At 42.8% G+C, this 13,326-nt stretch carries 8 protein-coding genes and 2 riboswitches; of the genes, 2 read left to right on the forward strand and 6 right to left on the reverse strand.

The genetic code is table 11. The annotated features are described in order from the left end of the window. Positions 1 to 21: 21 nt before the first annotated feature. Positions 22 to 4,488 carry an S-layer homology domain-containing protein gene (locus NCCP2222_RS17195; RefSeq protein ID WP_248513615.1) on the reverse strand — a complete coding sequence of 1,489 codons (4,467 nt, stop codon included), beginning with the start codon at positions 4,486 to 4,488 and terminating at the stop codon, positions 22 to 24. Positions 4,489 to 4,616: 128 nt separating this feature from the next. Beyond that, a riboswitch (cobalamin riboswitch) is annotated at positions 4,617 to 4,804 on the reverse strand. A gap of 314 nt (positions 4,805 to 5,118) precedes the next feature. Between NCCP2222_RS17195 and NCCP2222_RS17200 the strand changes: the two genes are divergently transcribed. Beyond that, on the forward strand, positions 5,119 to 7,404 hold the full coding sequence (locus NCCP2222_RS17200; protein WP_375709211.1) for a S9 family peptidase: 2,286 nt from the start codon (positions 5,119 to 5,121) through the stop codon (positions 7,402 to 7,404). A gap of 268 nt (positions 7,405 to 7,672) precedes the next feature. On the opposite strand, the gene NCCP2222_RS17205 is transcribed toward NCCP2222_RS17200, so the two are convergent. The 5 genes from NCCP2222_RS17205 to NCCP2222_RS17225 all read right to left on the reverse strand — a co-directional run bounded on the left by NCCP2222_RS17205 (position 7,673) and on the right by NCCP2222_RS17225 (position 11,495). Then, positions 7,673 to 8,272, reverse strand: coding sequence for a class D sortase (locus NCCP2222_RS17205; RefSeq protein ID WP_248513616.1), 600 nt, complete (start codon positions 8,270 to 8,272; stop codon positions 7,673 to 7,675). A 59-nt stretch (positions 8,273 to 8,331) separates the two neighbouring features. Next, positions 8,332 to 8,991, reverse strand: coding sequence for a hypothetical protein (locus tag NCCP2222_RS17210; RefSeq protein ID WP_248513617.1), 660 nt, complete (start codon positions 8,989 to 8,991; stop codon positions 8,332 to 8,334). A gap of 36 nt (positions 8,992 to 9,027) precedes the next feature. After that, complete coding sequence (gene sipW, locus NCCP2222_RS17215; RefSeq protein ID WP_248513618.1) at positions 9,028 to 9,645, reverse strand: signal peptidase I SipW; 618 nt, start codon at positions 9,643 to 9,645, stop codon at positions 9,028 to 9,030. Then, positions 9,587 to 10,636, reverse strand: coding sequence for a hypothetical protein (locus NCCP2222_RS17220; protein ID WP_248513619.1), 1,050 nt, complete (start codon positions 10,634 to 10,636; stop codon positions 9,587 to 9,589). Before NCCP2222_RS17220 ends, sipW begins: the two co-directional genes overlap by 59 nt. Before the next feature lie 262 nt (positions 10,637 to 10,898). Beyond that, a complete protein-coding gene (locus NCCP2222_RS17225) occupies positions 10,899 to 11,495 on the reverse strand; it encodes a TasA family protein (protein ID WP_248513620.1) in 597 nt (198 codons plus the stop codon). Positions 11,496 to 12,072: 577 nt separating this feature from the next. Next, positions 12,073 to 12,155: riboswitch (cyclic di-GMP riboswitch) on the forward strand. Positions 12,156 to 12,212: 57 nt separating this feature from the next. On the opposite strand from NCCP2222_RS17225, the gene NCCP2222_RS17230 reads away from it, so the two are divergent. Beyond that, the gene (locus NCCP2222_RS17230) at positions 12,213 to 12,866 is read left to right on the forward strand and encodes a response regulator (protein ID WP_248513671.1); all 654 of its coding nucleotides are present in this window, start codon (positions 12,213 to 12,215) and stop codon (positions 12,864 to 12,866) included. Positions 12,867 to 13,326: the final 460 nt, after the last annotated feature.

Genomic DNA, 13,326 nt, shown 5'->3' on the forward strand with positions numbered 1-13,326 from the left:
TTCGAATGCAAGATCGTTTCATTATTTTGTATTCAAGTATTCAATGAGCATTTTTGTCGCTTGCGCACGGGTAGTGGAAGCGCCCGGCATATATTTACCGTTTTCTCCGGATGCCATTTGCAAGGCATATAACATATTTACAGCCTCTTTTGCTTCCGCATCGTAATTTTTCATATCCACAAATGGTGCGTCCACTTGTCCTTTATACTTCTTGCCATGTTGAATTTCATAAGCTCGGTAGAATAGCAATGCCATTTGAGACCGTGTCACTTTCTCGGATGGTCTGAACTTGCCGTCTTGTAGTTTAATTAACCCATGGTGGTACGCAGCCGCTATTTCCGATTGCGTTTCCTTCGCATAATTTTGTGTATCCGTAAATGGATTCTTTTTGTCCGACTCCAATTCCAGTGCTCGTACTAAAATGGAAACAGCCTGCGCCCGAGTCAATGAATGATTCGGTTTGAACGAACCATCTTCATAGCCTTTTACCAATCCTTGTTCCACAGCTTGTTGAATATAGTCCGCAGCCCAGTGACCAACTGTGTCCTTAAATTGTGAAGGAGTCGGTGTTGGTTCCGGAGTTGGCGTAGGATCCGGTTTTACGCCATTCTCCGCAAAGTGGTACAATGCTCCTTTACCATTGACGTATAAGTCGAAAGCGACGAGTGCTTGCAACGCTTGTTCCGTCGCGATGCCATTTGAACTTTGGTCATCGTTCAGATGCTTGAATCCACCGTCACTAGCCTTAAAACGTAACAAGTGGTCGATCAAATTCGTGTTGTTCTTCGTGAATGCCTGACTTCTCGGATCAATGCCATTTGCCGTTAATCCAATAATCACTTGAGCGGTCGCTTCACTCGAAACACCTCCGACAAACGATTCTTGGAAACCGCCTGATGATCCTTGTGCATTAGACAAATACTGAACTGCTTTGTCGATTGCCTGCCGTACCTCTTGTTGATTGTTATATGGCGCTAAAGCAGTCAATGCCATTGCTGTAATGTCAATGCTTGTCGAACCTTTAGTTGTTGCTTCCAAGCTCCATGAGCCATCTGGCTTTTGTGTCTTCAGCAACTCTTTTACCAGCTTGTCGCGATTCCATTTTGCATTTTCCGGCACGTCATGATTCATCGAATCCAGAGCAATTAGAGCGAAGATCACACCATTATTCCCTTGGAACGTTAAGCTGTCTTCACCTGTTGTTCTTAACTCGCTATTGTAAATCTTCTCTAGCAAATTAAATCCTTTGCCGTCCGAATTCGCTGGATCAATACCTAGTACGTTCGCGGCCATGACGAGACGCTCTACATCCGTAATCTTCACGCGACCTTTGCCCGACTTGCTGATTACTTGGTCGTTCAGCGTTTCACGGAATTTTTCTAGATAACTAGATGGAACTTGTAGTCCGGATTTATAAAGCCCGATTGCTTCCCATTCGCTTTGTACACCATCTCGCAGTAGTTTTTGCTGGATTTCCTTAATTGCCGTATCAATTTTCACAGCGACTTCTGTACTAACCGGAGGTATCGGGTTAGTTTCTCCAGGTTTTACACTGTCACCTGGCTTTCCAGTGTCACCTGGTTTTTGTGAGTCCCCTGGCTTTTCTGGTTCATTAGGCTTATCGTTCGGATTCCATACGTTTCCTAGGTCTTCCCCTAAGTTTTTCGTATACTGCCAGCGTAAATTGTCGCCGTCAGTTAGCTCATAAATTCCAGCACTATACTGCGGGAACTCCCCGTTGACAGAGTACATCCATCCGCTTTTTGGTCCCCCGTCAAATTCGCCCAGACCGTCGATGGCCTTGACGTATACTGTTGGACCGACACCCGTTGCATCAATGGAGATTCCTTGTTCCGACGCAACTCGAAGCAGAACTGTGTAAGCCGTATCACCATCTTGAATATTCACCCGGGACGGTGCAATAATATCTCCCTGTCCCATCGTTCTTTTTTCAACAGAAAACAGGATGGTTTTCGTACTTGGTGTTATCGGTGGTGTAGGATTTGTTGGATTTTCCGGCGTTTCTGGATCAACCGGTGCTTCACGGATGGTGTCAAATACAAGAAAATCCGTGAAATGCTTTGTTTTAATGACAAGGTCATTTTGGTCTTTATAGGCATACGCATTGTAGGAACTATTATTTACTTTCGGCAGCAGAGTGAATTTCCCGCTTGCATCAATAAAACCCGCTTCTTTATCTCCAAGGCCTGCAAAACGAAGCGTGACATGGCGATCAAAAGTAATGCTCTCGTCTCCACCTACTTTGATGTGTGCCGACACACCGTTAAGGAGGCTTCCTTGTAATGCTTGAGCAATCTTATTTCGCTCTTCTAATGTTGTATCTTTCTTAGTTGGTACTTGTAATTGTTGGTTCCAATCTGAAGAAGTAATTTCTGTACCACCTGGAATCTCCAGTTTTGCACCTGCACGCTCCGCGGTGATTTTAGGAAGTTTATTTATTTTTGTTTCCAGGATGATCGGTTTTTTTACATTGTCATTTTCTCTTTGCGGCAACGTAAACTCTGTTAAATCTTTAACATCAAAAGACGCTTCTATGTCAGGATCCGCCGGTTTTTCCGGTTCAGGCCCAGGAGTGTTAGCTGGTGCAAATTGGTGCCAGGCTGATTTTCCCGTTTTAATTTCTTGTAAAGCAATTAGTGATTGTTCAGTTGCCATCATGTTGGTTGATGCATATTTTCCTAGTGTATAGGTAAATGCTCCGTTCTCTAATTGAAAACTTTGCAATGCATCAAGTGGAGTCAGATCGCCCTTCTTCCAATTATCTGAAAGGGGATCTTCACCGAGTGCAACTAGACCCGAAATGACTGTAGCAATGCTATTGGAGTTTTCGGATCCAAAGGAACCCCAACCAGCGGTATCAAGCTGTTTTTGGCGCAATACATGCTTAGAACGCTCAATAGCAGCTGCAGCTGCACTATCATCTTGATAATTAACAAGCGTTAAAAGTGCCATGCCGGTCATATCAGGATCGGCCGTACTTCCAGAAAAAGCAAACCCGCCACCTTGTTTTTCCTGACTAAGAAGATACTTCAATGCTTTGCTTTTCGCCTCAGCATTCCAATTCCCCACGTCATATCCTAACTTTTCACCTGTATCCAGCGCATGCATGGCCCACATATGTTTATTCACCGCACCGATTGCGCCAGTATCCGGATTTTGTTGGGCCGCTAATTCTGCAAAAAGATTCCTTTTAGCATCCCAGGCTTTCGATGGATCCTTACCCATCGCGAGCATGGCAAAGATATAACGGATGTGCAGTGTGTCCCTTTCATCAGGCTTGAGCCCTGGATCTGTTTCGATCCAGTCAGGCAGCTTGGCAGATGCATCACCAAAACCTACAGCTTGCAATCCTACAATTTCCGTCCAGCTTAACTCGGGAATGCCCCATGGAAAAAAGTCTTTATTATTTCGACCGTTACGGTAGAACTCAAATAGATTTGAGAGAACCGAGTCCACTTTACTTTCTTCCGGTACAGGCTTTACGTCTGGCTTTGTCTCTTGTTCAGTTCCAGTATTTTGGTCTGGCTCTGGTGTCGGTTCGCTTCCTGGAGTAACAACAACCTTGCTGTAAGGACGTGAAATATTGCTGAACGCCCCGTCCATACGTTTCGCAGAAACATGATATTCACCCGGTTCGGTAAAACGTAATTTCGCAGCGCCTTGTTCATCTGTAAGAACTTCTTCCCCGCTGACCAAAAGGGGTTGGTCATTGACTAGTATTACAGCGTTATCAACAGTTCCGGCAGACTGCAACTTTAAGATAAAGTCTTCGTTTGCTGCGACCTCAACTGTTGATTGGTCGAACCAAGCATAGTTCAAAGTCGTGTAGTCGGTCGTAAAGAACATTGTAACCTCATCATTTGCTTGCAACTCGAACTGCCCTACGCCAACCGGGGCATATTCATTATTCACAAAGTACATCCATCCATCGTAATAAGGATTAACGGAGTTCATTTCCAAACCGTTAATATTCGTAATGAAATTCCCTTGGCCAAAATCGAAATTTTGCTTGTCCGAGACATCAAATCCATTGTCTTCCAATGCTTTAACAATGGCGTGGATTGCAAGTGTCTCATCGTTTTCTACATACCAATTGCCAATACCGTTATCCCCAACTGCGTGTGTAATATCATACGGAGCAACGTCTATTTCAGTTGTCGGTAAAATGGTCTTATCATAGCTTTCAATGCGGACCTTTACAGGGATGGTCTGCTTAGGCAGGGTCGACTGCTCCCCTTTTTCCTCTTCAACAATTATCTGATCTGTTTGTTCATCTGATATCTCTTCACTTGGCAATGAGCCAGCTTCAGGACTTAGATCTCCTTGTCCTTCTACTGTATTTACGTTTTCAAGTACTACTTCATCATTGTTCTCCATTTCTGCCGCTTGGACACCTGGCAGAATGATCGAGAATACTAGAAGCAGACTCATTAGCACAGAAAAGAGTTGCTTATGCAAATTTCTCAACGCTTTTACACCCTTCCTCTTATGTAGTCATGAAAAAAAGCCCATACCTCCAGAAAGAGGCAGAGCTTATGTATAAATAGGTACAGTCCATATGTAGCATACATAATGCAACCTTTCTCCGGAAGGTATAACGCATTCCTATTGTGGCAAGTCTCCTGACTTATGGATACAAACGCTTTTTCAACCTTCCCAGTTATTCACCAGTGGTTTCTTGAAATCGCTTTCCATTTACAGTGGCCGGACCGTTCAGGATTTTCACCTGATTCCTTTTTAATCTTTGCAATGCATGCAAAGAACCATAATAGTTTTATTCAATTATTTCTATCATATAGATACCTTTCCAGGAAATCAATAGCTCGTTGCTTTCTTATCCTTTTGGTAAATCAATAGATCCAGATTCTTACCATACACTCGAAAAACTTTTTTCTAATTATTCTAGTGAATAACTGGAAAATTCTAGCCTTCCTATACCTCCTTAATGTTCCAAATTTAATCTTCCCCTTGAAGTACCATACTACAGACAGATGCTACATTACCAAACGATTACAAAATTCTTTTTATCGAAATATTTGACACATATCATTGTATGTGTGTACTATGTAGCTAATACACAAAAGGGGGAATTAACCAGTGAAGAAACAAGCATTACTTGCAGCAATGGCATCCGCACTTCTCGTATCCTATCCACTCAGTGCGAAAGCCAATGACACAGTTCGGTCGCTTGACCGGGAGATTATTAGGACTGCGGAAAATGTGAAAGTAGAGGCGCCTGTCTCTGTAGACGATTTCATCCAATACACTTTAGACGAATTGACGTACCAGCATGGCTCCAAGGAAATGAGAGATGACATTGTTAAGCGATGGACCTCAAATGCTGATTGGAATCACGATAAGAGCATCACAAAAGGCGAACTTGCCAAGGTCTTAGTTCATGCTCTTCAACTTGAGGATCAGGAAAAAACCACTGCAGATTACTTGCAGACCGCAAAAATCCATGGACTTTTGAAGATCTACAGCCAAGCAGAAGAAACGGTAACAGTGGAAGAGATGGAGAACATTCTTGATCATGCGAAGGCATTCGCTTCCAAGGATGTTGGTAATAAAGGAGTAAAAGAAATCTCCGTAGAAGACTTCATGAAAAACCCTGGAGATGCGGATTATGAAATGTCACCGGACGGCGAGTATATATCGTTTAGTTCCGAATGGGAAAACCGGATGAATGTCTTTGTAAAAAAGATGCATGAGGATAGCGAACCAATTCGAGTGACCAGCTCAACTGATCGTGATATTATCGCGTCTTTCTGGAAGGATGATCATATCCTATATTTAAAAGATAACGGCGGCGATGAAAACTACCACCTATATTCATCCGGCTTCAACGGTCAAGAAGAAAGGGACTTAACTCCGTATCCAGACGTTAGAGTTCAACTGATCAGTGGCTTGTCTGGTGTGAAAGATGAAATTCTCATTGGAATGAATAAAGAAGATCCTACTGTCTTTGATGTGTACCGACTGAATATAAAAACGGGTGACTTGGACCATGTTGCGAAAAATCCTGGCAATATTGGGGGCTGGCTTGCAGACCATGAAGGTAAAATTCGCATCGCAACCGAAACGGATGGTGTAAATAGTACAGTTCTCTATCGAGAAAATGAAGAGGATGAATTCAAACCGTTTATCCAAACAGAAGAAGGTGATGCCATTACACCGTTCGCTTTTTCAAGAGATAATCAATCTATTTATGCTTTGTCCAATAAAGGACGAGATAAGTCTGAATTAGTTGTTTTCGATTTGGATGCCAATGAGAAAGTCCTCTATTCCAACCCGCAGGTCGACGTGGCGACAGGTTTCTATGACAAGAAGAAAGATGCGGTCGTAGCAGCCGGATATATTACAGACAAACTGCACTATGAGTTTTTCGATAAAGGCTTGGAACGCATTTTCAACCAGTTGGAAGACAAACTCCAAGTAAGCGAAAGTGAATTGTTCCTCAATGACTATAATGAAAATATGACAAAGTTCATCGTACTCGTTTCAAGCGATAAAGAATTCGGCACCTACTACTATTACGATTCTACAACGGAAGAATTGACCAAATTGACGGAGCTCGCTTCTTGGCTTGACCGGGATACCATGGCCGATATGCACCCGATCTCCTATCAAAGCAGAGATGGTCTCACGATCCATGGCTATTTGACGCTTCCCAAAAATAAAAAACCGGAAAACTTGCCACTCATCGTCAATCCTCATGGCGGTCCTTGGGCACGTGATACATGGGGCTTCAATTCGGAAGTACAGTTGCTTGCCAACCGTGGATACGCCGTGCTCCAAGTGAACTTCCGTTCATCAGTTGGTTACGGTAAAACATTTACCGATGCAGGCGACAAACAATGGGGCCTAAAAATCCAAGATGACATTACCGATGGCGTTCAATGGGCCATTGATCAAGGCATAGCAGATCCTGACCGTATTGGAATTTACGGAGCATCCTTCGGAGGCTATGCGACGTTAGCCGGCATTACGTTCACTCCAGATCTTTATGCCGCAGCGGTAGACTATGTCGGTGTCTCGAATATCTTCACGTTACTTGACACCATCCCGCCGTATTGGGAAACAATGAGAAACAACCTCTACAAACGTATTGGCCATCCGGTCGAGGATAAGGAATTGCTGGAAGCTGTTTCCCCTGTCTTCCATGCTGATAAAATCAAAACACCACTATTTGTAGCCCAAGGCGCTAATGATCCTCGTGTTAACCAGGCCGAATCCGATCAAATTGTGGAGGCCTTACGGAAGCGCGGTGTTGATGTGGAGTACATGTTAAAAGAAAACGAAGGACATGGCTTCGATAATGAAGAAAATCGTATTGAGTTCTACAATGCGATGATTGATTTCTTTGATAAGCATTTGAAGTGATGAGCCAATAAAAAACGAAACGCTGTGTAACGCAGCGTTTCGTTTTTTACGTGCAACCGATACTACGTTCAATCGCGCAATAACAACTGTTACAAGCGCATAAATCATAGAAATCGCGCATACAACCAGCAAATCCGAGCATAACCGACCGGCAAGCGCGCATTAAGCAGTGATAACCGCGCATAAACAGTCCCCATGCGTGCACAACACCCCAGTGTACCCTTACCACCAGATAACCAAAACAAGTAAATGGATTTACATCAATTGATCAAAGACTACTTTCAACCAATTTCGCATACACCACATACCGTTGCGGCGCATTGCCGATATACCGAAATGGATAGCAGGTGGAAAGCGTAAGCAATTCCTCCGGAGCCGTAGAACGAATGACGGTTTCATCATTCTGCTCCACAATCTTCGTGTCAACAATCGCATAGGTAAATGTACCATGCGCCATTTTCACAATGATGGAATCCCCGTTTTGTAATTTGTCGAGTCCAGTAAAGACGGTATCCCGATGGCCAGATAATAATATCTGGTCTTTCTCTCCGGGATACACGGTGCCTGTGTAATGGCCGACTCCCTGTTTCAAAGCACCCTCATCTGTCCCTTCTACGATTGGGAGTTCTTTGTTTAAGTTTGGGATTTGAAGTATGCCAATTGTTTCGCCATTTTGGAATGACAGTTCGAGGGTTTCTTGTTTTTCATCTATTGCTTTCTCGTCAAATACTGTAGCCATTTTCAAGTATTTTTTCGCTTCAGCAAGTGCCGCTTTTTCGGATTGATTAGTGGAAAGCATTTGTATAAGCGCATAACCGATTAGGCATAACCCCACTGCAAGCATGAGCAAAGCCACTTTCTTTTCCAATCCACTTTCCCTCCTTTCCAATCAAAAAAGCTGCACGACTCGGCAGCTTTTTGACCATTCTATTGTGCAACCTTCATCCTTCTAACATACGCGACAAACATGATGGCAATCGCCACTACAACCAATACAGATCCAAGCAACAAAATATTGAACATATTCGTAGAGGTGGCCGGCAGTTTGAATCCCCCTGATGAGGAAGCGTCGCCACTGTCAATCCGAGCTTTTGTAACGGCTTGCGAAGAAGCGCTTGCTTTCCCTTCCGCTGTAAAGTTCAGAATGAAAGCTGCTTGCAATCCTTGGAAGTCGTTTCCAAGATGCTCCGGAAACCGGATGGTGATGTCCAATTTCTCCTCGCTGCCACTCGCCAGATTTCTAGCGGGCAATGTCGTAAAGGCTGCTAATTTACCATTATACAGCTCTTCATCACCAGCCTTAATTTCTATCAACAGTTCATTAAACAACTTTTCATCGCCGTTGTTCTTCAGTTGCATGTAGTAGGCAAACTCTTTGTTGCCTGCATTATTGACCGTAAGCGTACGCGGTGCCCAGTCGCCCGGTTTCATGTTACTTACGTCAAATAACGTCTCTTTTGGGGACAGGCTGATGTTGATTTCCTGATTGTCCGCACTATTATTTTCATCAGCCAAGACGCTCGCGATCGGGAATAGTAGAATCCCACAGACGACTAAAAGTATGGGAATACTCTTTGAAAGCTTCATTACTGTGCTGCCTCCTTCCGTTTCAAACCGTTTGACTCAGGAAGAGGGGTTTCCGCCCTCTTCCCCTGCTAAATCCGCCTGTTTTTTGGGAGACAACTCGATTGCGGAAAGTACTTTCCAAATGGTGAACGCGGAATAGATGAGCAACAAGAATCCAGGTATTAATAGAAGAAATGCGCCATTTTTCGACTGTGCAAAATTGATGAAATAGCCGACATAAGGAACCGTATGGCCTGTATATTCCGCTACGACATTGTCTGAAAGAACCGGGTTCATGTCTTCCGCATTGTTGTTATCCCCTTTTGTACGGTACAAGACGGAATCACCACTTTTCACGACATCTGTAATCCGGTGGGTAATCAAAATACCCTCTTCCTCTTGAAATGTAATGACATCTCCGGTTTTATAAGCTTTTTTATCCTCAGCTGCTTTCACTACAATGATCGAGCCAGTCTGAATGCCAGGCTCCATCGATCCAGACAGAACCGTTTTGAACTGATAACCAAAGATCTCAGGCTCTCCGCCCGACGCTTTGGATATGACGACTACAGCTGCCACAGTGATCAGCAACACCATCAAAATTCCTGATACGATATTATTGACCCACTTCGTCACCTGTTTCGTTACCTTCTGCGTTTTGCTTCTCTTTCTCATCCGATTCACCCTCTACTTTCTTATCTTGTTCTTTTACTGCTGCGTTCTCATCTTCTTTGTTTGCTGGCGTTGGATGTTTTATCGGCTTTTTGTCATTTGGGAAGGTCGCTCCTTGTTCATTACCTCCCTCCGACTCTTTACGACTATCATCGCTGGATCCGTCATCCACTCCAGTATCAGTATCGGAACTCACTCCATCTTTCACTTCAGCATCTTCTCCCGGATCGGTTACTTCCGGGTCTTCAACAACTTTATCTTTTTCATCCCCTGTTTCAGGTTCCTTATCTTTCATGCACTCTCCCTCTACTTTTTCGTCTTTCTTTTCTGTAAGGCTTTCTTTTTCAGAAGTACATTGGCCTTCATCAACGCCATTGTTTTCATTCTCTTCTAGTTCACCGTCATTATTTTCACACTCGTTTTCTTTCTGCTCAATCGAGTCAGCTTCCTTTTCGCTTTCATCCTGAGCAATTCCATCCACATTCTCTTGTTTTTCTGTATCGTCATCAACGGTTTCTTCATTCGATTCCGTTTCTTCCGATGTATCCTCAGAACCATCCACTTCGCCTAATGGATCTTCGTTATTTTCTATGCTTATTTCGGTGCCCTCATCCTCATCAACAATCGTTTCCTCCAAAACTCCTGGATCTTCATCCACTACTTCAAGTGGCAGTTCTTCTACGTTAGTTTCTCCAGCCACATTATTATCAGGCTGAACAGCTTCGTCCGATGGCCCTTGGGAACTATCTGCTTCCGCCTCCTGATCTACGGTGTTCTCCTCATTTGTTACATCTTCCTCAACAGTTGCTTCTTCCGGAATTTCCCCATCTTTCTCTTCGATGATTTTCTCAATTTGGTCACGCAAGTCTATCGTTATGATTTCAATCTCTCCACATTCGTTCACTATGACCTTTTGTTCAGTCCAGATTCCAGCCGTGATTGTCTGGGAAATTTCCGCACGGCTGCTCAGAAAAGCAGAAGTACCAGACGTCATATAACTAACTCCAAATATAGTTAAGTAGCAAATCAAAGCTACCTTAAGATAAAACAATAAAGCGCGGTGATTCTTCTTGTACCTTCGTCTGCGCTTGCTTTTCAATCCGATCCCGCCTTTCAAATTCTTGTCGCTGGATTCTGTAAATACATTCCTCAAAACATAAAATAAGGTTATATATTGAGAAATGCATTTAAGGAAGGGCACCTACGGATTGGTGAAATGAAATGAGGGAGGAGAAGGGCTCTCCTCCCAAAATGGATTACTTCGATTCTCCAGCTGTTTGTTGCGCATCAAACTTCCAAGTAAGCTCTAAATTTGCACCTTGGTAAGCGTTCTGATCCTCCCCATTGTCGTTAAATCTAAACTTCACGTATAGATTATCCGACGTACCTGCTTTAATTCCGCTCTTTTCTCCGCCTTGCCAGCCGAAGAATTTCGGTGACTCATTTTTAACAGCATCCGGTGACATATTTGCCAATTCGCTTAGTGTCTTAGAGACAATGATATTGCTGTCTCCAAGAACGCTTCCTTTATCCTCATTTCTAAGGAAATCAACCACAATGTGATCTGCAAAACCAGGTACGGATTCTGTAAATGATGTCGTCAAGAAAATCTTAGAGATGTCAAGACTACCTGTATTCTCTAATTTAAACGTACGGTTCATCCAGTCGCCTGGCTTAATGTTAGATACATTAATAATTTGTTCAGGGTTTAACGTCAAGTCCAAAGTTCCTGCTGCAAACGTATTGGTGCTTGTTTCCACATCATTGAAATAAGCATACGTTCCTCCACCAATCATGCTTACAGCCAAAGCACCTGTTGCAATACCCATTGCTAACTTCTTTTTAAGATTCATACTTATTATCCTCCCTAAGATTCCTAGTTTTTGTTTTCTTACAGCCCAATATTCTTTCTCTCAATCAAGACAAGTAATTTCGTGCACCATTTCTGGCCCCAAATATTCGCTCCAACAAATTTCAATTAGTCAGTGAGCAATCCATCCGCTTTAAGGAGTAATTGATTGGATCTCTTTATGCTATGTACCGTCATCAACGTCACTAGCATGCTGTTAGAGAATCATTCTTGAACTGGAATCACCTTCTACAGAACATCTCCCCCTTTGGACTTCGCTTCATTCGCTATGAGAATGGAACTACGTTTAGTATAAACAGCCAGAAACGATTTCTCGCACCTCCAATGGGTAATTTTTGGCTCCTTCATATTCGTCTTTCGAGTGACGCAAAAGGCACACTTTCGTGCCATTCCAATTTTTGTATTCTCTTGTACACTAGAAGTACTAGTCCGTTTGAAACGCAGAAGGACAAAAAGAGACGTAATGAACCAAGAGGACTTAAAAATAGATGCAAATCGCTTCCAATAAACTGACAAGTTCCGCAAAAAAGATAACTTATACTAAGTAGGTAGAAACAAATGACTAGTAGGAGACTAGGAACTACATCCTCTATTTGGGCACCTGGGATGTAGGGAGTCAGTGGTGCAACCGGCCTCATTACATATGGATGTTTTGTCAAAAAACGTTCTTCTATTTTGAGTGAGGGGGCTCTCTACATTGATGAAAGTGGTAGTGGTCGATGATCAGACGCTTATTAGGAAAGGCATGGTCTCCATCTTGTCCATGCATGGCACAATCGAAGTTTGCGGCGAAGCGAGAAACAAGCAAGAAGCGCTTTATTTAATTGAAAAGGAAAAACCTGATTTGACGATTGTAGATTTTCAATTGGAAAGCGAAAGTGGACTAGATATCATAAATGAAGCAAGGCAACGGGGGTTATCCTGTAAATTCGCCATCCTGACACACTCTACAGATCCACTAACCTTTCAACATGCAAAATCTGTGGCCGTAGATGGCTATATTTCAAAGGATGCGTATCCAGAGGAACTAATTTATGCGGTGCACGTCATTCAAAGAGGAAGAAAATATTACGATCCTGATATTATCGATCTGTTACTGAAATCTCAAAAGAAGCCCCAAGTGGACAATAACCAGATTGCACAACTGACCTCTAAGGAAAAAGAGGTCTTGCAAAAAATCGGAATGGGACTGTCGAATAAACAAATTGCAGCCAACTTGTACATCACGGAGAACACAGTGAAAAAGCATGTCAGTCAAGTGTTATCGAAATTGAACCTTGGAGATCGTACTAAGGCTGCGCTGTATGCGAACTATACGGGTTTCGTGCCGGCCAAGCATGATGTATTGATTTAATTTTTGCTAGTAACATAAAGAACGCTTGGTTATAGCTCTTTTAATTCTCTTCTATTAAATACAATCTAATATGCCCCTCCCTCCTATTGCGCACTATCAATAGGAGTTTTTATTTTCATTTATTCTCCCCTCCTGTATCTATTTGTGAATTTTTCTGACCGAATAAACACAAAATCAACCCTAATAGACAAACTCTATTGAATTCAAGCAGTTTAATAGGTAAAGTTTTATCATTAATAATAGTAAATTGGCAGATAATTTTGTTTAGAAAGAGAACTCTTTATTCACTTACCTTTACGACAACACGGTGAGATTTTCTTATTCACGTAATTATTCGCTAATCTTCTATTCATTCACCCTTCATTCCGATGGGGACAACCACTATAGATATCAGGAGAGTGTAAATCAATGGGGGAACTACACAAGAAATACCGCAAATTCATTACAACTGCGGCATCAG

This window comes from Sporosarcina sp. NCCP-2222 (genome assembly GCF_023168145.1).
Classification (GTDB): Bacteria; Bacillota; Bacilli; order Bacillales_A; family Planococcaceae; genus Sporosarcina.

What these genes read in the sequence shown, in the direction of transcription:
- NCCP2222_RS17210 (WP_248513617.1), bottom strand. Translation starts at nt 8,991, where the DNA reads ATGAAGCTTTCAAAGAGTATTCCCATACTTTTAGTCGTCTGTGGGATT.
- sipW (WP_248513618.1), bottom strand. Translation starts at nt 9,645, where the DNA reads ATGAGAAAGAGAAGCAAAACGCAGAAGGTAACGAAACAGGTGACGAAG.
- NCCP2222_RS17220 (WP_248513619.1), bottom strand. Translation starts at nt 10,636, where the DNA reads ATGACGTCTGGTACTTCTGCTTTTCTGAGCAGCCGTGCGGAAATTTCC.
- NCCP2222_RS17225 (WP_248513620.1), bottom strand. Translation starts at nt 11,495, where the DNA reads ATGAATCTTAAAAAGAAGTTAGCAATGGGTATTGCAACAGGTGCTTTG.
- NCCP2222_RS17230 (WP_248513671.1), top strand. Translation starts at nt 12,213, where the DNA reads ATGAAAGTGGTAGTGGTCGATGATCAGACGCTTATTAGGAAAGGCATG.